This window comes from Neisseria sp. P0001.S005, assembly GCF_051963715.1.
The window spans coordinates 1-25,434 of the sequence record NZ_JBQCTZ010000021.1 but is presented as its reverse complement, the minus strand read 5'-3'; the positions used below and the strand labels follow the sequence as shown (position 1 = coordinate 25,434).

The 25,434-nt window shown below is 50.2% G+C and carries 25 protein-coding genes; 13 read left to right on the top strand and 12 right to left on the bottom strand.

Features of this window, described 5'->3' with window-relative positions:
• Window positions 1–183: 183 nt before the first annotated feature.
• The 3 genes from secF to yajC form a co-directional block, all read right to left on the bottom strand.
• Window positions 184–1,119, bottom strand: a complete 936-nt coding sequence (gene secF, locus ACTHSP_RS04875) for a protein translocase subunit SecF (protein ID WP_003686183.1) — start codon at window positions 1,117–1,119, stop codon at window positions 184–186.
• Window positions 1,120–1,122: 3 nt separating this feature from the next.
• Window positions 1,123–2,976: a protein translocase subunit SecD gene (gene secD / locus ACTHSP_RS04870; RefSeq protein ID WP_003745673.1), complete on the bottom strand. Its 1,854-nt coding sequence runs from the start codon at window positions 2,974–2,976 to the stop codon at window positions 1,123–1,125.
• Window positions 2,977–3,051: 75 nt separating this feature from the next.
• Window positions 3,052–3,318, bottom strand: a complete 267-nt coding sequence (gene yajC / locus ACTHSP_RS04865; RefSeq protein WP_003675720.1) for a preprotein translocase subunit YajC — start codon at window positions 3,316–3,318, stop codon at window positions 3,052–3,054.
• A 177-nt stretch (window positions 3,319–3,495) separates the two neighbouring features.
• On the opposite strand from yajC, the gene ACTHSP_RS04860 reads away from it, so the two are divergent.
• The 4 genes from ACTHSP_RS04860 to ACTHSP_RS04845 all read left to right on the top strand — a co-directional run bounded on the left by ACTHSP_RS04860 (window position 3,496) and on the right by ACTHSP_RS04845 (window position 8,922).
• Complete coding sequence (locus ACTHSP_RS04860; protein WP_440345733.1) at window positions 3,496–4,554, top strand: histone deacetylase family protein; 1,059 nt, start codon at window positions 3,496–3,498, stop codon at window positions 4,552–4,554.
• 233 nt (window positions 4,555–4,787) lie between these two features.
• Window positions 4,788–5,852, top strand: coding sequence for a 2,3-butanediol dehydrogenase (locus ACTHSP_RS04855; protein WP_003745670.1), 1,065 nt, complete (start codon window positions 4,788–4,790; stop codon window positions 5,850–5,852).
• Window positions 5,853–5,970: 118 nt separating this feature from the next.
• On the top strand, window positions 5,971–7,113 hold the full coding sequence (locus ACTHSP_RS04850) for an NADH-dependent flavin oxidoreductase (RefSeq protein WP_314511512.1): 1,143 nt from the start codon (window positions 5,971–5,973) through the stop codon (window positions 7,111–7,113).
• 213 nt (window positions 7,114–7,326) lie between these two features.
• Window positions 7,327–8,922 (top strand): peptide chain release factor 3, encoded by a 1,596-nt coding sequence (locus ACTHSP_RS04845; protein ID WP_070583614.1) that lies wholly within the window; start codon window positions 7,327–7,329, stop codon window positions 8,920–8,922.
• Window positions 8,923–8,971: 49 nt separating this feature from the next.
• Here the strand turns inward: ACTHSP_RS04845 and ACTHSP_RS04840 are convergent, their stop codons facing one another.
• A complete protein-coding gene (locus ACTHSP_RS04840) occupies window positions 8,972–9,742 on the bottom strand; it encodes a sulfite exporter TauE/SafE family protein (RefSeq protein WP_314511527.1) in 771 nt (256 codons plus the stop codon).
• 195 nt (window positions 9,743–9,937) lie between these two features.
• Between ACTHSP_RS04840 and ACTHSP_RS04835 the strand changes: the two genes are divergently transcribed.
• Window positions 9,938–10,483: a TIGR00645 family protein gene (locus tag ACTHSP_RS04835; protein ID WP_314511509.1), complete on the top strand. Its 546-nt coding sequence runs from the start codon at window positions 9,938–9,940 to the stop codon at window positions 10,481–10,483.
• Window positions 10,484–10,551: 68 nt separating this feature from the next.
• Here ACTHSP_RS04835 and ACTHSP_RS04830 read toward each other — a convergent pair whose 3' ends face one another.
• Both ACTHSP_RS04830 and ACTHSP_RS04825 read right to left on the bottom strand, forming a co-directional pair.
• Entirely contained in the window at window positions 10,552–11,502 is a 951-nt protein-coding gene (locus ACTHSP_RS04830; RefSeq protein WP_107696963.1) for a bile acid:sodium symporter family protein, read from the bottom strand.
• Window positions 11,503–11,707: 205 nt separating this feature from the next.
• Complete coding sequence (locus tag ACTHSP_RS04825) at window positions 11,708–12,595, bottom strand: YicC/YloC family endoribonuclease (protein WP_314511508.1); 888 nt, start codon at window positions 12,593–12,595, stop codon at window positions 11,708–11,710.
• Between the two features lie 139 nt (window positions 12,596–12,734).
• Between ACTHSP_RS04825 and rph the strand changes: the two genes are divergently transcribed.
• From rph to ACTHSP_RS04790, 7 genes are all read left to right on the top strand, one after another.
• Complete coding sequence (rph, locus tag ACTHSP_RS04820) at window positions 12,735–13,463, top strand: ribonuclease PH (protein ID WP_314511507.1); 729 nt, start codon at window positions 12,735–12,737, stop codon at window positions 13,461–13,463.
• Between the two features lie 171 nt (window positions 13,464–13,634).
• Window positions 13,635–14,855 (top strand): aspartate kinase, encoded by a 1,221-nt coding sequence (locus tag ACTHSP_RS04815; RefSeq protein ID WP_128581515.1) that lies wholly within the window; start codon window positions 13,635–13,637, stop codon window positions 14,853–14,855.
• A 333-nt stretch (window positions 14,856–15,188) separates the two neighbouring features.
• Window positions 15,189–15,839: a hypothetical protein gene (locus ACTHSP_RS04810; RefSeq protein WP_114926080.1), complete on the top strand. Its 651-nt coding sequence runs from the start codon at window positions 15,189–15,191 to the stop codon at window positions 15,837–15,839.
• A gap of 79 nt (window positions 15,840–15,918) precedes the next feature.
• Entirely contained in the window at window positions 15,919–16,245 is a 327-nt protein-coding gene (locus tag ACTHSP_RS04805) for a purine permease (protein WP_314511502.1), read from the top strand.
• Window positions 16,246–16,314: 69 nt separating this feature from the next.
• Window positions 16,315–16,638, top strand: coding sequence for a dimethyl sulfoxide reductase (locus tag ACTHSP_RS04800; RefSeq protein WP_107696962.1), 324 nt, complete (start codon window positions 16,315–16,317; stop codon window positions 16,636–16,638).
• 94 nt (window positions 16,639–16,732) lie between these two features.
• The gene (locus ACTHSP_RS04795) at window positions 16,733–17,143 is read left to right on the top strand and encodes a hypothetical protein (protein ID WP_314511500.1); all 411 of its coding nucleotides are present in this window, start codon (window positions 16,733–16,735) and stop codon (window positions 17,141–17,143) included.
• Between the two features lie 186 nt (window positions 17,144–17,329).
• A complete protein-coding gene (locus ACTHSP_RS04790) occupies window positions 17,330–17,764 on the top strand; it encodes a hypothetical protein (protein ID WP_314511498.1) in 435 nt (144 codons plus the stop codon).
• 76 nt (window positions 17,765–17,840) lie between these two features.
• Here ACTHSP_RS04790 and ACTHSP_RS04785 read toward each other — a convergent pair whose 3' ends face one another.
• Both ACTHSP_RS04785 and ACTHSP_RS04780 read right to left on the bottom strand, forming a co-directional pair.
• The gene (locus tag ACTHSP_RS04785) at window positions 17,841–18,281 is read right to left on the bottom strand and encodes a DNA polymerase III subunit chi (protein WP_314511496.1); all 441 of its coding nucleotides are present in this window, start codon (window positions 18,279–18,281) and stop codon (window positions 17,841–17,843) included.
• 37 nt (window positions 18,282–18,318) lie between these two features.
• Complete coding sequence (locus tag ACTHSP_RS04780) at window positions 18,319–20,805, bottom strand: heavy metal translocating P-type ATPase (protein WP_440345732.1); 2,487 nt, start codon at window positions 20,803–20,805, stop codon at window positions 18,319–18,321.
• Between the two features lie 361 nt (window positions 20,806–21,166).
• Here ACTHSP_RS04780 and ACTHSP_RS04775 point away from each other — a divergent pair, with 361 nt between their 5' ends.
• The gene (locus ACTHSP_RS04775; protein ID WP_003678791.1) at window positions 21,167–21,292 is read left to right on the top strand and encodes a hypothetical protein; all 126 of its coding nucleotides are present in this window, start codon (window positions 21,167–21,169) and stop codon (window positions 21,290–21,292) included.
• Between the two features lie 68 nt (window positions 21,293–21,360).
• Here ACTHSP_RS04775 and hflX read toward each other — a convergent pair whose 3' ends face one another.
• The 4 genes from hflX to ACTHSP_RS04755 form a co-directional block, all read right to left on the bottom strand.
• Complete coding sequence (gene hflX / locus ACTHSP_RS04770; protein WP_314511493.1) at window positions 21,361–22,521, bottom strand: GTPase HflX; 1,161 nt, start codon at window positions 22,519–22,521, stop codon at window positions 21,361–21,363.
• Between the two features lie 44 nt (window positions 22,522–22,565).
• On the bottom strand, window positions 22,566–23,786 hold the full coding sequence (locus tag ACTHSP_RS04765; protein WP_440345731.1) for a glycosyltransferase: 1,221 nt from the start codon (window positions 23,784–23,786) through the stop codon (window positions 22,566–22,568).
• Window positions 23,787–23,905: 119 nt separating this feature from the next.
• A complete protein-coding gene (gene lptG / locus ACTHSP_RS04760; RefSeq protein WP_440345730.1) occupies window positions 23,906–24,976 on the bottom strand; it encodes an LPS export ABC transporter permease LptG in 1,071 nt (356 codons plus the stop codon).
• Window positions 24,973–25,434 (bottom strand): LptF/LptG family permease (locus ACTHSP_RS04755; protein ID WP_440345729.1); only part of this gene is annotated, 462 nt, incomplete at its 5' end. The genes lptG and ACTHSP_RS04755, both read right to left, overlap by 4 nt.

Below are 25,434 nucleotides of genomic sequence, written 5' to 3'. Positions count from 1 at the left end.
GGGTATATCAGACAATAAACTTGATTCATCACAAAATTATATTGTTCCTATTTTTTCTTTTTATTTCACTTTTATCCCCTCCTATTTCATTAAAACAAAATATTCTGAAATTTAAATACAAAAGGCCGTCTGAAAACTGATTCAATCAATTTTCAGACGGCCTTTATTGAAGTATTGCAGCGATTAAACTACAACTTCTTCTTTTTTCTTAACTTCTTTGGCAATGTTCTCACGACTCAAGCCAAACATCAGCAAGAGCGGGCTGGCAACCAATACGGAAGAGTAAATACCGAATACGATACCGATGGTCAGCGCCATAGAGAAACCGTGCAAGGCTGCACCGCCGAACACCAGCATAGAAACAACCATTGCCTCGGTCGAACCGTGGGTAATGATGGTACGGCTCATGGTTGCAGTAATCGCGTTGTCGATGACTTCCGGCACAGTATGGCCGCGCATATGCGGCTTACGGAAGTTTTCACGAATACGGTCAAATACAACCACAGATTCGTTCACGGAATAACCCAAAACTGCCAAGATACCTGCCAAAACAGTTAGTGAGAATTCCCATTGGAAGAAGGCGAAACAGCCGAGAATAATCACGATATCGTGCATATTCGCAATAATCGCGGACACTGCAAAACGCCACTCAAAACGCATGGACAAGTAAATAATAATACCTGCCACCACGAAGCCCAATGCCATCAAACCATTGGTAACCAATTCTTCGCCAACCTGAGGGCCGATGAATTCGACTTGGCGCAAGGTAACGTCAGGATTGTCTTTTTTCAGCAAATCCATCACTTGGTTGGACAGCTGGGCAGACGTTACGCCTTCTTTGTTCGGCAGGCGGATCATGATGTGCTTGTTCGTACCCAATGCCTGAACCTGTACATCGCCCATTTTCAGCGTATCGAGGCGTTCGCGTGTTTTATTCACATCAACGCCCTGCTGATATTGGACTTCCATCACCGTACCGCCGGTAAATTCGACGGAGAAATTCAGGCCTTTGGTTACCAAAAAGAACACGGCGGCGATAAACGTAACCAACGAAATAAAAGTCGTCAGTTTGCCGTAGCTCATAAACGGAATATCGCGTTTGATTTTAAATAATTCCATGTTTTACTCCTTGCCTTCTGCCATTTCAGCTTTCGGCTTCCATACCGAACCGATGGAAATATTTTGCAATTTGCGACGGCGGCCGTACCACAGGTTGACCAAAGCACGGAACACGACCACGGATGAATACATCGAAGTCAGAATACCGATACAGTGTACAACCGCAAAACCGCGTACTGGGCCGGAACCGAATACCAACAAAGCGATACCGGCAATCAGGGAGGTCAAGTTGGAGTCTACAATGGTTGCCCAAGCGTGTTGGAAACCGAGGTTGATGGCCTGCTGCGGTGCGACACCGGCACGCAGTTCCTCACGGATACGTTCATTAATCAACACGTTGGAGTCAATCGCCATACCCAAGGTCAAGGCCAAGGCGGCAATACCCGGCAAGGTCAGCGTTGCCTGCATGGCAGACAAAATACCCACCAAAAACAAGATATTGGTACTCAAGGCAATGGTAGAGAAGAAACCCATCAAGCGGTAGTAAATCACCATGAATGCAGCAACAGCGGCAAAGCCCCACAAGGTAGAGTGGAAACCTTTTTCAATGTTTTCTTTACCCAAAGACGGGCCGATGGTACGTTCTTCGACAATCTGCATCGGTGCGGCCAGCGAACCGGCGCGCAGCAACAATGAAGTATCGTTGGCTTCGGCTGTCGTCATGCTGCCGGAAATCTCCACGCGGCCGCCGGTAATGGCGGCACGGATGACTGGCGCGGTAACGACTTCGGATTTACCTTGGTCGATCAACACCATAGCCATACGTTTACCCACATTGGCCGAAGTCAATTCGCCAAAAATGCTGCCACCTGCGCTGTCCAAGCTCAGGCTCACAGCAGGAGCGCCCATTTGGTCAAAGCTAGGTTGCGCGTCGTTGATGTTGTCGCCGGTCAGTTCAACTTGTTTGTTGACCAAGATGGTCTCCGGATGATCGCCACCGCTTGACAGCAATTCGTAACCGGTCGGTACATTGCCGTTCAAAGCTTCTTGCAGTTTGATCGGGTCGTCTTCCACCATGCGCACTTCCAAAGTCGCGGTACGGCCGATAATATCTTTGGCTTTGGCAGTATCTTGCACGCCCGGCAGCTGTACGACAATGCGGTCAAGGCCGGATTGTTGGATAACCGGTTCGGCTACGCCCAATTCGTTCACACGGTTGTGCAACGTATTGATGTTTTGTTTAACCGCATCAGAACGTACTTTATTGATTGCCTCTTCAGACAAAGTCAGCACGATATTGTTGCCGTCCGGCAGCAGCGTGGCTTCAGGGAACAATTTTTGCAACTGAGGCAAGGCTTTTTGTACATCGGCAGCATCTTGCAAAGGCACGGTCAGACCGTTTTCAGTCTGATGCACCGTGCCGGTACGGATTTTCTCGCGGCGCAATTCGCGGCGGATGTCGCCGGAATAACGTTCAAACGTTTTCTGCATCGCGGCTTTCATGTCCACCTGCATGGTGAAATGCACGCCGCCGCGCAAGTCCAGACCCAGGAACATCGGATTGGCTTTGATTTTTGCCATCCACTCAGGGCTGTCTGCCAACAGGTTTAGCGCGGTAATATAGCCCTCGCCCAAAGTATTTTCGATGACGTCGCGCGCTTTCAGTTGCGTTTCGGTATCTTTGAAACGCACTTTCAGCGAGTTGTCGACGATGAACATACCATCAGTCTGAATACCTGCCTGTTTCAGCGCGGCATCCACTTTGGACTGGGTTTGATCGTTGATCACGATGGCTTGTCGGTTGGTCGATACCTGTACGGCAGGCGTTTCACCGAAAAGGTTGGGCAGCGAGTAAACAGCCGCAACCACAATCGTGAACGCAATCAGCAGGTATTTCCATAAAGGATAACGGTTCATGGTAAACCTTTGCTTTATTTATAAAGGCAAACAGCCGCGCTCGGAAAATGAGGCGGCTTTTTGCAAAAAAACGGATTATTCGGCTTTCGCGGCAATCGCGTTGCGCTCAACTTCCACTTCGATTTTCGCACCTTGACCGATGTCGACAGTGTAGAATTGCTCGCCGACTTTGGTCACACGGCCTTTGAAACCTGCCGCCAAAACGACTTTATCGCCGACTTTCAAAGCGGCCAACATCGCTTGGTGCGCTTTGAATTTCTTTTGTTGAGGACGCATAATCAGGAAGTAGAACACCACCATGATCAGCACTAAAGGGGCAAATTGAGCCACTGCTTGATTCATAATATATCCGTTCTTTCAAGTTTTAGATTAAGTAAAAAACTGCACACTGCAATCAAACACATTGGTTGGACTGCAAAATTGAGCTATTCTAAAGGCCGTCTGAAAAATTTCCAAGTATTTCCGTATTTATTAACCATATTTAGCAGTCTTTACGACTTGTCCGACACATACTGTTCCATGTTCAAAAAAATCCTTTGGCGCATCAGCACCCGCCTACGCCGTTTGTTTGGCAAAAACGCCCGCACCGTATGGATTTCGCATCCGATATTCCTACAGCACCAGCCGGGGTCCAACCATCCCGACAGGCCCGAACGCATCAGCGCCATTCAAACCGCCTTAAAACAAGAAGGCATTTGGCGTCGCCTGCAAACCACCGAAGCACCGGAAATCAAAGATGCGCAGCTGGCATTGGTCCACTCGCGCAACTATCTGCACGAGTTGGAAGCCGCCCAGCCGCTCCCCGGTAAAATCCACCGTATCGACGACGATACCGTCATCTGCCACGACTCCCTCCAAGCCGCCCGTTTTGCGGCCGGAGCCGTTGTCAAAGCAGTCGATATGGTGATGAATAAAAAAGCCTGGCATGCTTTTTGCGCCATCCGCCCGCCAGGCCACCATGCCCACAGCAACAGCGCCGGCGGATTTTGCCTGATCAACAACGTTGCCGCCGGCGTGATGCACGCCATTGCCCAATACCGCTTGCAACGCATCGCCGTCATCGATTTCGACGTCCACTTCGGCGACGGTACGGCGGAGATTCTCCAAGACGATCCGCGCGTGATGTTTTTCAACCTGTTTGAAACCGACATCTTTCCCTTCCCTCAGGCGGAACAATACGCCGGCAATAAGAATATGCTGCATACGCCCCTCAAACCAGGCACAGGCAGCCGTATCTTCCGCACGACCATCCGCGAACAATGGCTGCCCAAGCTCACGGCCTTTCGCCCCGAGTTGGTGTTGCTTTCGGCAGGTTTTGACGGGCATAAACAAGACGAAACAGGCCGTCTGAACCTGCATGAAGCCGACTTTGCCTGGCTGACGCACAAAATCGTCCAAGCAACGGCAAGCTGTCAAGGACGTGTTGTTTCCGTACTGGAGGGCGGATATACCTTGGAATCCATGTCTAAATCCGCCGCCGCCCACATCCGCGTATTGGCGGGCTTAAGCAAGGCCGACTACGTCATCGCCTACCAAAAGCATCTGAAGCGCGGCAAAAGTAATAATCCTACACCATAACGCATTCAAACTATTGCCCCAGGCCGTCTGAAAACAGATTATCCATTTCAGACGGCCTTTTTTTCATTTACAAACTTTAATTTGAGCAAAGACAAACCATTTCCATATTATCAGTAGTAAAATAACAAACATAAAACATATCAATAAAAACATTTCACACGCCACACTGCTTCCCTTTCCCTAATTGACCGTCTTTTTCAGACGGCCTCCACTTTAAAAAAAGGAGCGTTACAATGAAAGCAGCACGTTTTTACAACAAAGGCGACATCCGCATCGAAGACATTCCAGAGCCAACCGTAGCTCCGGGTACTGTCGGCATCAATGTTGCGTGGTGCGGTATCTGCGGTACCGACCTGCATGAATTCATGGAAGGCCCGATTTTCATTCCGCCTTGCGGCCATCCGCACCCAATCTCCGGCGAATCTGCGCCAGTTACCATGGGTCACGAGTTCTCTGGCGTGGTTTATGCCGTAGGTGAAGGCGTGGACGACATCAAAGTCGGCCAACACGTTGTTGTCGAACCCTACATCATCCGCGACGACGTACCGACCGGCGAAGGCAGCAACTACCACCTCTCCAAAGATATGAACTTCATCGGCTTGGGCGGCTGCGGTGGCGGTCTGTCTGAAAAAATTGCCGTCAAACGCCGTTGGGTACACCCTATTTCCGACAAAATCCCATTAGACCAAGCTGCTTTGATTGAGCCTCTGTCTGTCGGCCACCATGCTTATGTACGCAGTGGCGCGAAAGAAGGCGATGTCGCATTGGTCGGCGGCGCAGGTCCAATCGGTTTGCTGTTGGCTGCCGTACTGAAAGCCAAAGGCATCAAAGTCATCATCACCGAATTGAGCAAAGCACGTAAAGACAAAGCACGCGAAGCCGGCGTGGCCGACTACATCCTCGACCCATCCGAAGTCGATGTCGTTGAAGAAGTGAAAAAACTGACCAACGGCGAAGGCGTAGACGTCGCATTCGAATGCACCAGCGTGAACAAAGTGCTGGACACCATGGTCGAAGCATGCCGTCCGACTGCGAAAGTCGTCATCGTATCCATTTGGAGCCACCCCGCTACCATCAACGTCCACAGCGTTGTGATGAAAGAGCTGGACGTGCGCGGCACCATCGCCTACTGCAACGACCACGCCGAAACCATCAAATTGGTTGAAGAAGGCAAAATCAACCTTGAGCCTTTCATCACCCAACGCATCAAACTGGACGAATTGATTTCCGAAGGCTTCGAGCGCTTAATCCACAACAACGAATCCGCAGTAAAAATCATTGTTAATCCTAATCTTTAATCCTAAGGCTTAAAGAATAAACAGGCCGTCTGAAACTTTTCAGACGGCCTGTTTACTTGATAATTTCCCGAATGACCCAATTCTCTGCCAACCATTCACTTATCAAGAGCAAAATCTCATGAATCCAAAATACGCCCCACTCTTCCAAACATACACCCTCAATAACGGCGTAACCATCAAAAACCGCCTTGTCGTCGCCCCCATGACCCATTTCGGCTCACAAGCCGACGGTTTAATCAGCGACCAAGAGCGTACCTTCCTCAACAACCGCGCAGGCGATATGGGCATGTTTATCACTGCCGCCACTTTGGTTCAAAAAGACGGCAAAGCCTTTCACGGCCAACCTGAAGCCACAGGCGAACACTGCCTCGACAGCCTGAAAGAAACCGCACAAATCCTGCAACAGCAAGGCGCAAAAGCAATTTTGCAAATCCATCACGGCGGTTCCAAAGCCATTGATGACCTTTTGGACGGTCTCGACAAAATCAGCGCCTCCGCCAGCGAAGCCGAACACGCACGCGAAGCGACAGCAGAAGAAGTCGAGGCACTCATCGCCTCTTATGCGCAAGCCGCCGATTTGGCGCTTCGTGCCGGTTTTGACGGCGTGGAAATCCACGGCGCGAACGGCTATTTAATCCAACAGTTTTACTCTGCCCAAAGTAACCGCCGCAACGACCAATGGGGCGGCAGTCTGGAAAACAGAATGCGCTTCCCGCTGGCCGTTATTGATGCCGTGGTTGCCGTCCGTGAAAAACACCAGCGCGACGACTTCATTATCGGCTACCGCTTCTCCCCTGAAGAACCGGGCGATGACGGCTTAACCATGACCGAAACCGGCGCATTGATTGACGCATTGGTACAAAAACCGCTGCAATATCTGCACGTTTCCCTGTGGGAATTTGATAAAAAAATCCGTCGCGGCGGCGATACCTCCCAAACCCGTATGCAGTTTATCCACGAACGCATCAACGGCAAACTGCCTCTTATCGGCGTGGGCAACCTGTTTACCGCCGACCAAATTTTGGCCGCCTATGAAACCGGCTGGGCGAAATTTATCGCATTGGGCAAAACCGTGATGATTAATCCGTACATCGCCACGCAAATCCGTGAAGGCCGCGAAGATGAAATCGAAACGCAACTCGACCCGACGCGCGCCGACCATTACGGCCTCCCTGACACCTTGTGGGGATTTGCCTCCAGCGGTACGCAATCATGGCTGCCGCCGGTGAAAGGCGCAGAATGGAAACCGATGGATATTTAATCATCGATTCATAAACAAAGGCCGTCTGAAACTTTTCAGACGGCCTTTGTTTTGGTACAAACATTGAATTATCAAGCATTTTTTTGTACAATTCCTCATCTTTCAATCTATTGCAGGGCGTGTTGCACACGCCCTTATTTTAGCCTGTTTTCCAACACCCATATCCTTCAGGCCGTCTGAAAAAGCGGCCTGAAACTTTTTGCAAAGAAAACCATGTCCCAAGAAATCCTCGACCAAGTGCGCCGCCGCCGCACGTTTGCCATCATCTCCCACCCTGACGCGGGTAAAACCACGCTGACCGAAAAACTCTTGCTGTTTTCAGGTGCGATTCAAAGCGCGGGTACGGTAAAAGGCAAGAAAACCGGCAAATTCGCCACCTCCGACTGGATGGACATCGAGAAGCAGCGCGGCATTTCCGTGGCCTCATCCGTAATGCAATTCGACTACAAAGACCATACCGTCAACCTCTTAGACACGCCGGGACACCAAGACTTCTCCGAAGATACCTACCGCGTATTGACCGCCGTGGACAGCGCCTTGATGGTCATCGACGCGGCAAAAGGTGTGGAAGCGCAAACCATCAAACTCTTGAACGTCTGCCGCCTGCGCAATACGCCGATTGTCACGTTCATGAACAAATACGACCGCGAAGTACGCGATTCGTTGGAATTGCTGGACGAAGTGGAAAACATCCTGCAAATCCGCTGCGCGCCCGTTACTTGGCCGATCGGTATGGGCAAAAACTTCAAGGGCGTGTACCACATCCTGAACGACGAAATCTATCTCTTCGAAGCCGGCGGCGAACGTCTGCCGCACGAGTTCGACATCATCAAAGGCATCGATAATCCCGAATTGGAACAACGCTTTCCGCTGGAAATCCAGCAGCTGCGCGACGAAATCGAATTGGTGCAGGCGGCTTCCAACGAATTTAATCTCGACGAATTCCTCGCCGGCGAACTAACGCCCGTGTTCTTCGGCTCGGCGATTAACAACTTCGGTATTCAGGAAATCCTCAATTCATTGATTGAATGGGCGCCTGCGCCGAAACCGCGTGATGCGACCGTACGCATGGTTGAGCCTGACGAACCTAAGTTCTCCGGATTTATCTTCAAAATCCAAGCCAATATGGACCCGAAACACCGCGACCGTATCGCCTTCTTACGCGTCTGCTCCGGTAAATTCGAGCGCGGCATGAAGATGAAACACCTGCGCATCAACCGCGAAATCGCCGCCTCCAGCGTAGTAACCTTCATGTCGCACGACCGTGAGCTGGTGGAAGAAGCCTACGCCGGCGACATCATCGGTATCCCGAACCACGGCAACATCCAAATCGGCGACAGCTTCTCCGAAGGCGAACAACTGGCGTTCACCGGCATCCCATTCTTCGCGCCCGAACTGTTCCGCAGCGTACGCATCAAAAACCCACTGAAAATCAAACAACTGCAAAAAGGCTTGCAACAGCTTGGCGAGGAAGGCGCGGTACAGGTTTTCAAACCGATGAGCGGCGCGGATTTGATTTTGGGCGCGGTCGGCGTGTTGCAGTTTGAAGTCGTTACCTCGCGACTGGCCAACGAATACGGCGTAGAGGCCGTGTTTGACAGCGCATCCATCTGGTCGGCGCGCTGGGTATCGTGCGAAGACAAGAAAAAACTGGCGGAATTTGAAAAAGCCAATGCAGGCAATCTGTCGATAGATGCTGGCGGCAACCTCGCCTACCTCGCGCCTAACCGCGTCAACCTGAATCTGACGCAAGAACGCTGGCCGGACATCGTGTTCCACGAAACGCGCGAGCATTCGGTTAAACTGTAAAACGCAAAGGCCGTCTGAAACATTCAGACGGCCTTTTTTTCATTCGATATCAACCCAATAAATCCCAAGCAAACTTCCCAATGGTCAGACACAGCAGCAACATAAATCCGTAACGTAGCAGCTTGGTTCCGCCGCGTATTGCCAAGCGCACGCCGACCACGCCGCCGCATAAATTCGCTACCGCCAACGGTATCGCCCATGCCCACACGACATGGCCTTGCGGGATAAAAAACGTCAGCGCGGCAAGATTAGTGGTCGAATTGATGACCTTTGCCGAAGCGTTCGCCGATAAAAAATCATAGCCGTAAAAGCGGACAAACACAAAAGCCAACAAGCTGCCCGTTCCCGGCCCGAACACGCCGTCGTAAAACCCGATTAATGCGCCGAAAAACAAGCCCCATAAAGTTTCGCGGCGCGTCAGCTTTTCAGTGCGCACCGTCTGCCCCAAGTCTTTTTTCAAAAAAGTGTACAGGCACATGGCAATCATGATGACCAGCATTGCCGGTTTCATGTATTGCACGGGGAAATACACCACCGTTTTCGCGCCCAAATATGAAGCGGCAAATGCCAACGCCGCGGCAGGCAGCAGCATTTTCCACGGCACAGGAATTCGGCGCAGGTATTGCCCCGTCGCAGTCAGCGTGCCGCAGCAGGAAGCAAATTTATTGACACCCATCACCGAAGCCACAGGCGTGGCGTTTGACAATAGGTTGAACAATCCGGGAATCTGCAACAGCCCTCCGCCGCCAACCGCCGCATCCATCAGCCCTGCAGCAAAGCCGACCAATACCAGATAATAAAAAAACGAATCTGCAAGCATAATGTCCATCTCTAAAAAGCAAAGCGATTTTGCGCGTATTTGCCTATCCTGACAACCTACAAGGCCGTCTGAAAACAAGAAACAATATCCTGTTTTCAGACGGCCTTTCTTTTTAAATTCAGCCACTCAAATTGCAGCTTGAAAATTTTTCCATTAAAATGCCGCCCCTTATCTTTCCTACACACAACACATTCTATGGAACATTCCACCCCGACCAAACGCACAGCCCACGACCGAATGGGCATCTTCGCGCATTTCATTTTCGCCAGCCGCTGGCTGCAACTGCCGATTTATATAGGCTTGATTATCGCCCAAGTCATTTATGCCTGTAAGTTCCTCAAATCCTTGTGGCACTTGGTATCCAATTTCAGCATCATGGATGAGAACACCATCATGATCGCCGTATTGAACCTGATTGATGTCGTGATGATTGCCAACCTGCTGACCATGGTGATTGTCGGCGGCTACGAGACCTTCGTTTCCCGCCTGCACGTTGAAGAACATCCCGACCAGCCCGAATGGCTCAGTCATGTCAATGCTTCGGTTTTGAAGGTTAAGCTGTCGATGTCCATCATAAGCATTTCCTCCATCCATCTGCTGCAAACCTTCCTCAACGCCGCCAATCTGTCGGAAAAACAAATCATGTGGCAATGTATTACCCACATCTGTTTCCTGATTTCCGCCCTCGCCATGGCTTTAACGGACAAAATCGTGTACAGCACGACGCATAAAGCGCATTGATAAAAGGCAATCAAAAGGCCGTCTGAAACGTTTCAGACGGCCTTTTGTTATCTGGCAATGTTTACAGCTTATTGCTTACGCTTGTCCCACCAGGCAAACAAGTTACCCAAAACCGTTCCCGATACAGAGTGCCAAACGCAGGCAACGGCGGCGGCAACGGCAGACTCGGCATTACCGGGGAAGAATTTAGCGCTCAAACCAGTGGCAAGTCCGGCATTTTGTACACCGACTTCGATGGCAAGGGTGCGTTTTTTGGCGGTGTTCATGCCGGTCAGCGCGCCACTGTAATAGCCGAGGATGTAGCCGCCGATGTTGTGGGCAGCGATGGCGAGTACCATAACGAAGGCGGACTCGGCGAAACGATGGCCGTGAACGGCAGCAACGCCGCCGACAATACAGGCAAATGCGACAACGGCAACAGCCGGCATAATCGCGCGCACGTCTTCAAACCAGTGTTTTTTATGTAGCAAGATATTGGCGGCAGAACCGATAACGACAGGCAACAGGGTAACGAGCAGCATAAATTTGAACATACCCCAGCCGTCCATTTCGACGGTTTGACCAACTAAATAAGTCATCCACAACGGCGTCATCACAGGCGCGAGGACGGTGGAAACAGTGGTCATGCCGACCGAAAAGGCGACATCGCCTTTAGCCAAAAAACTCATGATATTGGACGAAACGCCGCCCGGGCAGGTACCGACCAAAACCAAACCCAGCGTCAATCCGGGCGAAAGGTCAAAGGCTTTGGCAATACCGATAGCGAGCAGGGGCATAATCGTGTATTGGGCGATTGCGCCGATAAAAATATCGAGCGGACGTTGTGCCAGAATTTGATAATCTTCTTTACCCAAAGTCATGCCCATGCCGAGCATGATGATGCCGAGTACGACGACTTGCGTATCGCCTTTTACCCACGAAAAAGTGGCAGGTTCGATAAAGGCGATAATGGAGGCAAGGACGATAATCAAGGCGGTGAAGCGGGTCATTTGCCGACTGATAGCGGTCAAAAAGTTCATGTTTTTACTCCTTTGTATGTTTCTATCATGACAATAATTGCCATAATTTAACACATGTTAACTCTTTAGCGCAATGACAGTAACGAAACAGGAAATCCATCATCCAATAATGTTTAAAAACAAACCACACTGACTCCACCCAATATCAACACAAAGGCCGTCTGAAACTTTTCAGACGGCCTTGTTTTATCCGTTCGTTATCGATTTATTCGATATTTTGAACCTGTTCGCGCATTTGTTCGATTAAGACTTTCAGTTCAACCGACGCTTGCGTGCATTCGGCAGCAATGGCTTTGCTGCCCAATGTATTGGCCTCGCGGTTAAGTTCCTGCATCAAGAAATCCAAACGTTTGCCTACGCTGCCCTTGCCTTCGGTAACGATGCGGCGCACTTCGGCGATATGGGTGCGCAAACGGCTGAATTCCTCATCCACATCGGATTTTTGGATGAACAAAGCAAATTCTTGTTGCAAGCGGTCGTTGTCGATATTGCCGACGGCTTCGGCCAAACGGGTTTTGACTTTGTCCATATGCGCTTGCAGAAGGCTTGGGAACAATTCGTTCAAAGCGTCCACAATCTCTTCCATGCCGTCCAGACGTTGCAGCAGGTGTTCGCCCAGTTTTTTGCCTTCGCGTTTGCGGGCGGCTGTGAACTCTTTCAAAGCGCTGGTCAATAAATCTTTGATACCTTTCGCCAAAGCCTCGGAGTCTTCGCTCTGGCCTGCCAAAACGCCGGGGAAACGCAAAACGTCGGCCACGCTCAGCTTGCCGAAATTGTGTTCCTTGCGCCATTCTTTGTTCAAATGCGCCAGCTGTGAGACCAAATCCTGATTGACTTCCAAAGTCTGCCCGCCCGAAGCCGCATCTTGCAGCTGGACGCGGCACTCCAATTTACCGCGTGCCACAGCCGCGGCAATCTGTTCGCGCAATGCGCCTTCCAAATAACGCAACTCTTCCGGCATACGGAATTGGACATCCAAATAACGATGGTTGACCGCGCGGATTTCCAAATTAACCCGCTTGCCGCCGCATTCGCCTGCGGCATTGGCAAAGCCGGTCATGCTGTGGATTTGAATAGTTCGTCTTGTAGCCATGGTTTTACTCCGTTTCCAAATACGAGTGAAAGTACGGATACTATAACACACCCGACCGACGATTTTCAGACGGCCTTTGATGCCAAATTCCTCTATAATTCAAGGCAACCTATTTTTCATTCCGCCCAAAAGGATCATCATGAGCGACTACACCCGCACCGACCGCGCCGCCGACAGCCTGCGCGACATCAAAATTACCCCCAATTTCCTCCCCCACGCCGACGGCTCCTGCCTTATCGAGTGTGGCAACACCAAAGTGATTTGCACCGCCTCCATCGACGAAAATGTCCCACCCTTCCTACGCGGTAAAGAACAAGGCTGGGTAACGGCCGAATACGGCATGTTGCCGGCGTCCACTGCCTCCCGTATGCGCCGTGAAGCCGCCGCGGGCAAACAGTCAGGCCGCACACAAGAAATCCAACGCCTGATCGGCCGCTCGCTGCGCGCCGTCGTCGATATGGAAAAACTCGGTGAACGCCAAATCCTGATTGACTGCGACGTCATCCAAGCCGACGGCGGCACGCGTACCGCCTCCATTACCGGTGCCTACGTTGCCCTGCAAATCGCCGTAGACAAACTCCTTTCAGACGGCCTTATCAGCGAAAACCCCATCCGTGAAGCCGTTGCCGCCGTTTCCGCCGGCGTGGTGGGCGGTGTACCGCTTTTGGACTTAGACTATCCCGAAGATTCAGGCTGCGACAGCGACGTTAACATCATCATGACCGCTTCCGGCAAAATCATCGAAATCCAAGGCACGGCCGAAGGCGCACCGTTCAGCATCGAAGAATTGGGCAAACTCATTGCCCTCGCGCACAAAGGCATTGCCGAATTGGTTCAATACCAGCAGGCAGCCCTTTTGACCCGATAATCAGCAAGGCCGTCTGAAAACTTTCAGACGGCCTTTTTTAACCAAACCCTTTTATGCGTATTTACTCAAAAAAGCGCGTTCCATCCTTGAATTCCATGTAAAAAATAGTAATAATAACCCTTTTTCCAGCAAACCAAGCTGCCCGACAACCCCCACAAGAAAGCACGAAACATGGCGTTAATCGTACATAAATACGGCGGCACATCAGTAGGCTCGCCCGAACGCATCAAAAACGTAGCCAAACGTGTCGCCAAAGCCCGCGCCGAAGGACACGACATCGTAGTCGTCGTATCCGCCATGAGCGGCGAAACCAACCGACTGGTCGCACTGGCGCACGAAATGCAAGAGCATCCCGATCCGCGCGAACTCGACGTCGTTCTCGCTACCGGCGAACAAGTGACCATCGGCCTGCTGGCCATGGCTCTGAAAGACATCGGCGTTGACGCCAAGAGCTACACCGGCTGGCAAGTCGCCCTCCAAACCGACACTTCCCACACCAAAGCCCGCATCGAAAATATCGACGACGAAAGAATGCGTGCTGATTTGGCCGACGGTAAAGTCGTTATCGTAGCCGGTTTCCAAGGCATCAGCAGCGAAGGCAATATCTCAACCCTCGGCCGTGGCGGTTCGGACACCTCCGCCGTTGCCATCGCCGCAGCCCTCAAAGCCGACGAATGCCAAATTTACACCGACGTGGACGGTGTTTACACCACCGACCCGCGCGTCGTACCCGAAGCGCGCCGCATGGACACGATCACTTTTGAAGAAATGATCGAACTGGCCAGCCTCGGCTCAAAAGTTTTACAAATCCGCTCCGTAGAATTCGCCGGAAAATACAAAGTGCGCCTGCGCGTACTCAGCAGCCTGCAAGATGGCGGCAACGGCACCCTGATTACCTTTGAAGAGGACGACAACATGGAAAGAGCAGCCGTAACCGGTATCGCATTCGACAAAAACCAAGCCCGTATCAACGTACGCGGCGTACCCGACAAACCCGGCGTTGCCTACCAAATCCTCGGCGCAGTTGCCGATGCCAACATCGAAGTCGACATGATCATCCAAAATGTCGGCAGCGAAGGCACAACCGACTTCTCCTTCACCGTTCCACGCGGCGACTACAAACAAACCATCGAACTCCTGCAACAACGCCAAGACAGCATCGGCGCCGCCTGCATCGACGGCGACGACACTGTATGCAAAGTCTCCGCAGTCGGCTTGGGTATGCGTTCACACGTCGGCGTAGCCGCCAAAATCTTCCGTACCCTCGCAGAAGAAGGCATCAACATCCAAATGATTTCAACTTCCGAAATCAAAGTATCCGTCCTGATTGACGAAAAATACATGGAACTGGCCACCCGCGTTCTGCATAAAGCATTCGACTTGGGCAACTAATTCCAGCCAATAAAAAAGGCCGTCTGAAACTTTATTGTTTCAGACGGCCTTTTTTATTCCTATCACATCAACCAACAATATCTTAATAAAAAAATCTACTTTAGTTCAAAACAGCATAGCCAACCTTATTACCCTTGTTAATTTCATTATACATTCAAAAATTTATAACCATCCATCTTTGCCGTTTAATTCCAAAAACATACCACTTAACCTAATTTATGAAAAATAAACAAATTTGTAATAAAATAGAACAAAAGTACAAATAATTGTCTACGCTCATCAATAAAAACAAATTTCCCCCAATTTTCCCCTAACTTAAGAAGGAATCCTAATATGAACGTATTAAACAAATTCGGTATGCTAATCTTGACCGCTTCCCTACTGGCAGCTTGCGGCGACTCCGGCAATAAAGGTAGCAGCGACAAACCGGCAGAACAAGTTGCCCAAAGCGAATCAAGCCCGGCCAACAAATACGAAAAAGCCCTGAGCGAATTCCCTGAAGCAGATCCTAAGCTGGCCGAGCCTATCGTTATTTCCGATAAAAAATCTCCAGACGGTCTTGCCGAATTGCAAAAATTCAATAACTTCATTACTGGTGAGGAAGCTCAAAAAATTGGTCGAATAGGTCAAGAATTGCAACAGTTGGCTAGACAGAATAAAGAAGCCGAGACTATCGAGCAGATAAAAAAACTGACTGCCGCACTGGAACAATTCCATCAAAGTGCAGCTGCTATTGATATCAAAGATCCTGAAATCAAAGCAGTTTTAGATCGAACTGTGCAAGTCAACAGTACAATTAATGAGTTTATGATTTATGGAAGCAAGTATGCTACTGAACTGACTATCGATAGTAAAGATAAAGAAGCAGTCAAATTTGCCAAAGATTTCCAAGACAAATCTCAAAAATTGCAAGAAACCCTGCGTACAGCCAATCAAGAATTACAAAAAGCAGCCGAAGCTTTAAGCAAAAAATACGCCCAATAAGCCTATTGTTTCCGATAAATAGCGGTGGTATCGGCAATATCGATACCACCTTTCCAAACCCTAAGTCAGGTTGAACACGATGAACAATCTTAATCCTTCACTCCCCTGCCCACACTGCCATGCCCCGATCCAAGGCGGATTGGTTAAAGGTTTGGCCGCAGTCAAAGAATGCCCTTCCTGCCATAAAAAAGTCAAATTCAAAAAGCCTCCTGTTGGCGAATATTTCAAAGCTTTGCTGAAACCTTTCGCTATTTTTGTAGTCGTTGTCTGCATCGTAGCGGCAATAATGATCAGCCTGTTTGGTACATTCCCCCCATATATCAGTACGGCATTAGTTATAGGCTTTCTCGTCTACTACATTATCCCGATTCAAAACAAACTTTCATCTTTTGAAAAAGACGAATAAACATATACGTTGCCCATCCAACCCGCTTTTCCGGATGGGCAATGCCTTATCCAGCCCGATAAAAAAATAATGAAACCGTCCCCATTCTCTTGTCCGCATTGCTCCAATCCGATTCGGGGTAGTGCATTCAAAGGACTGAAAAGCATTAAAGAGTGCCCGACCTGCCACAAAAAAGTCCGCTATAAGCAGCCGACTGCAAAAGAAATCCGCCAAGCGACATGGAAAAAGAGCGTTATTTTCCTTGCCCTGCTGACCTTATACCTTGCCTTTCTAATTGCACTATTGCGCGCAGATATTCCTTTTACGTATCTTATCCTCCCTATCATGATCTATTTGGTTGCAGTCTTCCAGCCTGCCATTATCAAGCTTTCTTCATTTGAGAAAGACGAATAGCCTGCTTTCAGACGGCCATCGCCTTCAATAACAAGGTTTGGCCGATACCGATTTTAATCCTGATCCACGATATTCTATCCAAGGCTTTTATTACATGAAACGTCCAGTCCCTGTTACCATCGCCACCGTTCTCTATTTCATCCTAACTGCCCTTGTCTGTTTTACCACTGTTGCTCTTGCGATTTATTCGGGCGATTTACTGATAGAGGTTGCAGCCTTGGCATTCCCTTTCCTGCCTTGGTGGCTGTCTATGCCTCTATACTTCATCCTCCTTTCCTTACCGGTATTTATTGCTGTCGGCCTGCTTTCAGGCAACCGTTCTGCCCGTTGGCTGGCTATTGTACTTGCGGCCGCTTCGCTGATCATGGTGTATAGCGATATGGCGAGCTATAGTTCTCAACAAATCATTATTCAATCCATTCTCCACCCTGTTTTGCTGCTCCTTATCTTCAATCAGGTATCCAACCGCTATTTTGCCAACGCGACCTCAAAAACCGAATCCTGAACCATCGGATTTTTACTTCAAAAAACTTAAGGCCATCTGAAACCCTTGCCCTTACGAAAATCTTTTTCAGACGGCCTAAAATAGAATGGCCTTTTCAGACTGTCTTTTCCTGAGGCAGCCCTTCATACAAGCAGTAATGCGTTTCCCTTAGCAGCTTTAAATACCAAACTGTAAGCAAACAAACCCATGAAATCTGTTTTCCCTATTTTCTTTATCCTGCTCAACTTATTCTTTATCCTCTATTTGCCACGCAAGCTGTCCATATGGGCTCGGTTTGCGCTTTACCTGTCTATCGGTGGGCTGTTTTATTTATGGATGTCCAACAAATCTGCCCTGACCTCCCTATTTACACACACCCTGTCATTGCAGCCATTCGACGTATTTCATGAGACAATCGGTTTTTCATTATTGGTTACAGTCTTCCTCAATCTGTTTGACTTGCTTGCCGTACCTTCGATTGTCCGTTTCCCCAACTTAATCCTCAAAAATCCCCAACACCACCATCAGTCTGTTCAATGGTATCTTGTCAACACCTCCCTTTTTGAACGCTTTTTCCACTATTTCTACTCTTTCTGCTGTTGCCTCATATTTTATGGCATATGGCACGAAGCCTTCCGATAATCAATCTAAAAAACAAAGGGACATCAACAAAATGTCCCTTTGTTTATATTCAGACGGCCTTGAATATCTTCAATACTCAATCCTTCCCTTCTCTCGAAAAATGCTCAATCTCAAATCCGCTCTGACGATACGCTCGGAAACGGTCTCGGGCTTCGGCCAAATCTTCTAAGCTGTTGCCCACAATTTCAAGGATACGGTTTGGGATGACCGGGGCTTGGCTCCAAAAATCGGCAGACAGGTTTAAAACTGTGCAATCCTGCGGAATATTCGGCAATGCATTTCCAAACGCAAGCAATACCGGCGTTTCAGACGGCATGGGGTCGGTAGGCAGCCAGACTTCATGCGGAATAAAGCTTTCGGGAATCTGCTGCCACAAATCAACGTCTAGTTGCTGCACTGCCGTAACAGAATCCGACCACACCAAAATCTGCCCGCCATCGCGTATGGCGCGCGCAATCAGGCGGCAGGCAAAGGCGGCCGGCTGGGCGACGTGTGTATAAAAAGTGGCTTTAGGCATGGCGTATTCTTTCGTTTAGGCAATGGATTGGCCGTTTTCAGACGGCCTTTTTGGTTTTCAACAATCTCAAGGCATTGCCCAACACCAGCAGCGAGCTGAAACTCATGCCGAGCGCGGCGATCCACGGGGTAACGTAACCAAACACGGCCAGCGGAACGGCAACCAGATTGTATGCGCTCGCCCAAGTCAGGTTTTGGCGGATGATTTGATGGGTGCGGCGTGCCTGTTCCATCATCACGGGTAAAACGTTCAAATCATCATTGAGCAAAACCACATCCGCACCGTCTCGCGCCACATCGGCACTCGTGGCCACGGCAGCCGATACGTCGGCTTGGGCAAGGACGGGGGCATCGTTGATCCCGTCGCCGATCATCATGACTTTACGCCCTTGTTTTTGCAGATTTTCCACATAAGCCAGCTTGTCTTCAGGCGTGGCTTCGGCACGATAGGCATCCAAACCCAGCTCTTGCGCGACTTGGGCTACGGCAGCCTGACGGTCGCCGCTTAAAAGGTGCAGACGGATGCCGTGTTGTTTCAGGTTTTGCAACATTTCAGCGGCGCTGTCTTTGATTTGGTCTTCTAGCAAAAAGGCCGTCTGAAAACCGCTTTGATTGCCCAAGAAAATAATGCTGCCTGTGTGGTCGATATGGGCAAATGTTTCAGGCAGATTACCGGCGATCTCAGAAACAAATGCCGCTTTGCCCAAAGCCCAAACCTGGATTTCGCCATCAAATTCGATTTGCGCGCTGACGCCGTGTCCGATACGGTTGATCCGTTGCTGCACTTTCACATCAAGCGCGGATATGGGGCCATCTGAAAGCGTATGGTTCAAAATGGCACGGGCGATGGGGTGTTCGGATTGCTGCTCCAATGCTTGGGCAACGGCAAGGGCTTGGGCCTCGTTCAGACGGCCTGCAGATAATATACGGCTGACGGAAAGCTGTCCTTTGGTCAGCGTACCGGTTTTATCGAATACGACATCGTCAATTTGGGCAAGCGTTTCCAGGCTTTGTTTTCCGCTGATGAGAATGCCGTCTTTGGCCAGCGCACCGGTAGAAGCAGCCAGCGCGGTCGGGGTAGCGAGCGACAAGGCACACGGGCAGGTGATGACCAGCAGGGCAACGGTAATCCACAAGGCGGTGTGTGCGTCGGCATACCAAGCCCAGCCGATAAAAACGGGAACCGCAAGCAAGAGTTCGCCAAACACAAAACTGGACGCGTATTTTTCGGCCAACTCGGCGGCACGTGGTTTTTGAGCCAGAGCACGGTCGAGCAGTTTGACGATATGGGACAGGCGCGTGTTGCCACCGGTATGATCGGTGCGGATGATTAAAGGGCTGCTGGTGTTGAGCGTGCCGGCGGTTACTTTTTCAGACGGCCTTTTCACGATGGGCAGGCTTTCACCGGTCAACATGGCTTCGTTAACTTCGCTCTCACCGGATAAAACCGTACCATCCACCGGAATGACTTCGCCGGGTTTCACAACAATCGTATCGCCGATATTAAGGCGGACGACTGCGGCTTCCTCGATGGCATCGCTTTCAGGATAAGACGGCAAACGGTGGCAGAATGCCGGAACCAGTTTGACCAACCGCTCCGCCGCATCGCCGGCTTTGCGTCGGGCAATCTGTTCCATAAAACGTCCGCCCAACAAGAAAAACAGCAGCATGGCGATGGATTCAAAATACATACCCTGCCCTGCGTTGGTAGCCAAGCTATAAATACCGGCGATAAAGGTCATTACAATGGCAATGGCAATCGGCGTATCCATGCCGACACGGCGGTTTTTCCAGTCGCGCCATGCGCCGCGGTAAAACGGCAACGCGCTGTAAAACACAACGGGCAACACCATCAAAAAGCCGCCCCAATGCAGGATTTCCAAATAAAGCGGCTCGATGTCGCCGCCGTAAAAATAAGTCGGCAGGGCAAACATCATCGTCTGCATCATACCCAGACCGGCCACTGCCAATCTAACGATAAACTGTTTGCGTTCCTTCTGCGCCTGCACTTCGATTTTTTGCGCATCATAAGGCGCGGCGGTATAACCGGTTTGGCGAATTTTCAGCAAAATATCCGACAATTCGATGTGGGTGCTGTCCCACACCACGCGGCAGCGATGGGTACTGTAATTCAAATCCACGCGTACCACGCCCTTCATGCGCAACAACTGTTGTTCAATCAGCCACACACACGCGGCGCAGGTAATGCCGCCCAGCATCAAGACCGCCTCGCGCTCATCCCCTGCGCCGACCTCGACAAAATCCGCCTGCACTTCGGGCAAATCGTACAGCTTTAATTGCGACAACACTTCCGGTGGCGGCAATTCGGATTTTTCCGCGTCTGCGGTACGCTGTTTGTAATAATTACCCAAACCTGCATCGATGATACTCTGCGCCACCGCTTGGCAACCGGCGCAGCAGGTTTCGTGTTCTTCGTCTTCAAAACGAACCGTCAGATGCAGATGCTCCGGGACTTCAAGTCCGCAATGGAAACAGTTTTTTTGGAGATGTGTGGAAGATGTCATAATGTGTTCGATTTATTTTTCAGACGGCCTGAAACAATCGTTTCAGGGTGTTACATTTTAGCAAAAAGCGTTTTTCCGCCTCATTTCATTTACTTTTGAATTAATAGACTGTCGAATTTTATAAAAAATATGGAAAACAAAGTATTGACCGTTTATCAAATGATGAACGGTAACATATAAATACCGTTTATCCTTAAAAACTTCCAATTATTTTAATGTAAAAATGGAACTTTTTTAAAAACTCCAATACATTTTTTATTGACCTCAATCCATTTAAGCAGCATACTTTAGGCATTCCGCGAAGACGGAAATAAAAAAACACACATTTACTTATAAAACTAACTTATTGGGAAACCTCACCATGATTGATCGCCTTATGCCTATCTTCGCCGTTATCGGCATTTTGTCCAGCACCGTATACCTGAGCCTCGCCGCTTGGATGCTTTACGAAAGCGTGTTCAAAAAGAAAAGCCCTCTGTCGGCATAATCCTCGGATTTAAAATTTTACGGTAAGGCCGTCTGAACATTCAGACGGCCTTGTTTCATTCCATACTATCAAACACTTGGCTGTACGGCCAATTCAATCATCGCTTCGCGCAAACCGTCCAAGCCCAAACTTTCGGCGACGGAAACATTCACGCCGACGGCATGTCCGGAATTGTCGCGCAAAATGCCTGCTTCACGCATACCCGACGGCAGCAAATCAATTTTGTTGTACACCACCAATTGCGGAATTTCATGCGCGCCGATTTCTTCCAATACTTCGTTGACATCGTCCATCTGCCGTTCGAAATCGGGATTGGACGCATCAACGACGTGCAGTAGCACATCCGCCATCGCCGTCTCTTCCAAAGTAGCGGAAAACGCCGACACCAGCTTGTGCGGCAAATCGCGGACGAAACCAACGGTATCGGTCAAAATCACGCTCGCCTCATGCGACAGGAAAAGCCGACGCGCTGTGGTATCCAAAGTGGCAAACAACTGGTCTTTCGCCAATACGTCTGCTTTGGTCAGGCGGTTGAACAGGCTGGATTTTCCGGCATTGGTATAGCCGACAATGGCAAAGGTTTTCAGACGGCCGCTCATGCGCGATTTGCGGCGCGTGGCACGTTGTTTGCGGACATCGGCAAGCTGTTTTTTCAATGCCGTGATTTTTTGTCCGATTAAACGGCGGTCGGTTTCCAACTGGGTTTCTCCCGGCCCTTTCAAGCCGATGCCGCCCTTCTGGCTTTGCAAATGTCCATAACCGCGTACCAGCCTTCCGCTCAAATGGTTCAGCTGGGCCAACTCCACTTGCAACTTACCTTCCTGCGACTGGGCGCGTTTGGCAAAAATCGCCAAAATCAAACCCACTCTGTCAAGGACACGGCATTGAAGCTCTTTTTCCAGATTACGCTCTTGCGTCGGCGTGAGTTCGTGGTTGAACACGACCAGCCCGACATCATGCTGCTTGACCACTGCCGCCAACTCTTCCGCCTTGCCCGTACCGACAAACAAAGCCGGATGCGGTTTGTCGCGGCGTGAAGTTTCGATAGAAACCAAATCACCGCCGGCCGCGCTCACCAATTCTGCCGCTTCGGTCAAAGCCGTCTGAAAGCCGCGCTCGCGCGTTTCGTTTGCGCCGGAATAGTCCGCCGTCAGCATCACACCGACCAAGAGGACGCGTTCGGGCTTTTCCAAAGATTTATCGACGGAAAACAGATTGCGCTTGCTCAAAAAATTTCCTTTCAGACGGCCTTATGGCCGGGGCAAAGTGCTGATTAACGGTTTTTCAAAATATCGGCAAAATATTCGGTCACTTCCGCCAAACGTCCGCCCTGCTCGGCATAAGGCTGCATGACGGCCACCAGTTGCTCCAACACTTCACGCGTTTCTGTTTGCACGTGTTCGCGGTAGAGCCACATATTTTGCATAGTCACCGTGGTCAATGCCTCGCGTACATTCAGCAAGAGCAAGTGGCGGCAAGACTCATAGCCTTGGCGCAAATCGCCGGCCGCATAGGCGGTAACCGACAATTCATAGTCGATGTCCAACTGATAAACATTGCTTTGGACAAAAAGAATATCGTCTGTTGGGAACGGGATACGTTTCGCCATCAGGCCGATTGCATGGGAAATGCGGTATTTCCCTTCCTGACGCAGCATGGTTTGCGCAAGGTAGAGGCACTCGGCACGGCGCGGGTTGTAATCGTAGCCTGCCAGCCAAGTCGCCAAGGCTTCATCGCGTTTGCCCATTAATTTGTAGCACTCGCCCAGCTGTTGGTAAGAAACCGTCACTTCCTCTATCCAACCGCCCAACTCGATACGTTTTTTAAACCATTCACTCGCGCGCTCGGGCATATCGGAATCCCAATAAGAACGCGCCGCATAAAAGGCGTAACGTGGTTTCAGGTCTTCATCTTCAGGGCTGTAAAACGCTTTTTCCAAGGAAACGGCATCAAGCAGGTATTTGTTCGCCATATTGCTGCGTGCGCCGAAACGGCCGCTGAGAACCGTATAGTCGCCATGAAGCGTGGCTTCGCTGGTATCTTGTTTGTCGGTTTCGATAAACTCGTGCAACACGCCGCGCCAGTAGAATGTGCCGTCATTGCGCAACAACAGCGGACGGTAATAAACCACGCTGCCCATGGCATTTCTCATGCGGAGGCGGTAACGGTCGGCTGTCAGCTCGGGCAATTCCAATTTGCCTTCAAAGCGGTCGTCCGCATCAAAAATCAACACATAATCGGTTTTGCCTTTTGCGTGTTTCAACGCCTGATTGCGGTTGTATGCAAAATTTTGCCAACCATCATGATGAATCTCGCCCGCGATGCCCTTTGCATCGAAAAAGCGACGGATCACGCCGACGGTATCATCGGTCGAGCCGGTGTCGCTGATGACATAGTAGTTAAGTTTGATGTGGTCGGTGATGTTGGCCAGTGTTTCTTCGATGATTGCCGCTTCGTTTTTGACAATCATATTCAAGCAGATGGTTTGGGACATTTTCAATAGCCGCATTTGTTTGGAAAGGTATTATTTTACTTTAGCATTTTGTTTTTTGCACACAAAATACTCAGGCCGTCTGAAGATTGCCTTTCAGACGGCCTGAAGTTTATTTTGCCTTATCTTTTTTCCTGACGACGTATCAGATATACCGCCAACAGCGCAAACAAAACCGTCGGCAAGGCACCGGCCAAAAACGGCGGCACACCGTACAACTGGCTGGTAAAGCCGAAGAGCCGTCCGGCAAAGTGGAACAGCAAACCGAGGCAGATACCGCCGAAAAGTTTCAAGCCCATATTGCCGTGGCGCGTGGTTTGCGGGGTAAAGGCGAAGGCAACAAGCGCCATCACCCATGCGGCTACGGGATACACCAGCTTGCGCCACCATGCGATGGCATAGACTTGGGTATTTTGGTTGTTTTTTTCCAGATGGTCGATGTAGGTAGTCAATTCGCCGACAGACATTTGGTCGGGCTTAACGAGCAATACATCCATCAGGTTGCGTTTGACGGAAATCGGCCAGTTTTCTTCGGCAGCAGTGGCAACCTCGACTTTATCTTCGCCCAATATGCTGCGGCGGATATTTTTCAGCTGCCAGCTGCCGTCTGGATTCAAAACCGCTGATTCTGATTCCGCCGCTTGGGTCAGTTCGTTTTTATCGTTGCGCTCCCAAATTTTGATGCCCAAAAGCGTATGGTCGGGCAACATTTCGCGCACGTTGATAATGCTGTTTTTTTCTTTCAGCCAAAGGCCGGTATTGCCGGTACTGATTTTGCCGTTGATGGCGGCGGCTTTGATGTTTTCGGCTTTTTGGCTCAACGTGGGGGCAACCCATTCGCCAAGAGCGACGGTGGCAATGGCGAAAATCAAACCGAACTGCGACAGAATCAACAGCAGCTTTTTGGTGCTCATGCCGCTGGCTTTGATAACTGTCAGCTCGCTACCTGAAGCCAGTTGGCTGAGGGAAATCAGGCCGCCGATCAAAACGGCGAGCGGCATCAGTTCATATGCGCGCGCAGGCATCTGCATTAAAACATACTGCCCCAATTTCGCGCCGTTATAGCTGCCTTTCCCAAGATCGCCGACTTCGTTGATGATTTCAAAAAAGCTGTACAAAGCAAGGAAGGCAAGGAGGGCGTAAACCGCCATAACCGCCATTTGACGGATGATGTAACGTGAAATCAGGTTCATTTTCCGCCTTTCAATGTCAGACTATTGGCAACCGCCTGCCAGAAGGGTTGGCTGGGCATACTGCGCACGCGCAGCAGGACGATGGCAATCACGAACATGATGATGTGCATAGGCAGCAGTCCGAGCCAAAAATGGATTTTGCCGTCTTCCACAGCATTGCGCAGGAAGGTCAGCCCGTTTTGGTAAACCAAAAACAAACCGATGGCAATCAGGATATTGTAGGTATGGCCGCTGCGCGGATTGAAATAGGAAAGCGGCACGGCAAGCAGGCACAACAGCAAAACGCTGACAGTCAAGGAAATACGCCACATCAATTCCGCTTGGTGTTGTGGATTGCTGCTGCCAATCAGTTGGGCGGTCGGAATGGTACGGCGGTGTGATACAGGGTCGATGAGTTTGGGCGTGGTGCTGATAATCAGGCTGAGGTGTTGGAAAGAAACGCGGTTGTAATCGGCTTT

Bases quoted from the DNA above. Each gene is read 5' to 3' on its own strand.
- secF (WP_003686183.1), bottom strand. From the start codon at position 1,119: ATGGAATTATTTAAAATCAAACGCGATATTCCGTTTATGAGCTACGGC.
- secD (WP_003745673.1), bottom strand. From the start codon at position 2,976: ATGAACCGTTATCCTTTATGGAAATACCTGCTGATTGCGTTCACGATT.
- yajC (WP_003675720.1), bottom strand. From the start codon at position 3,318: ATGAATCAAGCAGTGGCTCAATTTGCCCCTTTAGTGCTGATCATGGTG.
- ACTHSP_RS04860 (WP_440345733.1), top strand. From the start codon at position 3,496: ATGTTCAAAAAAATCCTTTGGCGCATCAGCACCCGCCTACGCCGTTTG.
- ACTHSP_RS04855 (WP_003745670.1), top strand. From the start codon at position 4,788: ATGAAAGCAGCACGTTTTTACAACAAAGGCGACATCCGCATCGAAGAC.
- ACTHSP_RS04850 (WP_314511512.1), top strand. From the start codon at position 5,971: ATGAATCCAAAATACGCCCCACTCTTCCAAACATACACCCTCAATAAC.
- ACTHSP_RS04845 (WP_070583614.1), top strand. From the start codon at position 7,327: ATGTCCCAAGAAATCCTCGACCAAGTGCGCCGCCGCCGCACGTTTGCC.
- ACTHSP_RS04840 (WP_314511527.1), bottom strand. From the start codon at position 9,742: ATGCTTGCAGATTCGTTTTTTTATTATCTGGTATTGGTCGGCTTTGCT.
- ACTHSP_RS04835 (WP_314511509.1), top strand. From the start codon at position 9,938: ATGGAACATTCCACCCCGACCAAACGCACAGCCCACGACCGAATGGGC.
- ACTHSP_RS04830 (WP_107696963.1), bottom strand. From the start codon at position 11,502: ATGAACTTTTTGACCGCTATCAGTCGGCAAATGACCCGCTTCACCGCC.
- ACTHSP_RS04825 (WP_314511508.1), bottom strand. From the start codon at position 12,595: ATGGCTACAAGACGAACTATTCAAATCCACAGCATGACCGGCTTTGCC.
- rph (WP_314511507.1), top strand. From the start codon at position 12,735: ATGAGCGACTACACCCGCACCGACCGCGCCGCCGACAGCCTGCGCGAC.
- ACTHSP_RS04815 (WP_128581515.1), top strand. From the start codon at position 13,635: ATGGCGTTAATCGTACATAAATACGGCGGCACATCAGTAGGCTCGCCC.
- ACTHSP_RS04810 (WP_114926080.1), top strand. From the start codon at position 15,189: ATGAACGTATTAAACAAATTCGGTATGCTAATCTTGACCGCTTCCCTA.
- ACTHSP_RS04805 (WP_314511502.1), top strand. From the start codon at position 15,919: ATGAACAATCTTAATCCTTCACTCCCCTGCCCACACTGCCATGCCCCG.
- ACTHSP_RS04800 (WP_107696962.1), top strand. From the start codon at position 16,315: ATGAAACCGTCCCCATTCTCTTGTCCGCATTGCTCCAATCCGATTCGG.
- ACTHSP_RS04795 (WP_314511500.1), top strand. From the start codon at position 16,733: ATGAAACGTCCAGTCCCTGTTACCATCGCCACCGTTCTCTATTTCATC.
- ACTHSP_RS04790 (WP_314511498.1), top strand. From the start codon at position 17,330: ATGAAATCTGTTTTCCCTATTTTCTTTATCCTGCTCAACTTATTCTTT.
- ACTHSP_RS04785 (WP_314511496.1), bottom strand. From the start codon at position 18,281: ATGCCTAAAGCCACTTTTTATACACACGTCGCCCAGCCGGCCGCCTTT.
- ACTHSP_RS04780 (WP_440345732.1), bottom strand. From the start codon at position 20,805: ATGACATCTTCCACACATCTCCAAAAAAACTGTTTCCATTGCGGACTT.
- ACTHSP_RS04775 (WP_003678791.1), top strand. From the start codon at position 21,167: ATGATTGATCGCCTTATGCCTATCTTCGCCGTTATCGGCATTTTGTCC.
- ACTHSP_RS04765 (WP_440345731.1), bottom strand. From the start codon at position 23,786: ATGTCCCAAACCATCTGCTTGAATATGATTGTCAAAAACGAAGCGGCA.
- lptG (WP_440345730.1), bottom strand. From the start codon at position 24,976: ATGAACCTGATTTCACGTTACATCATCCGTCAAATGGCGGTTATGGCG.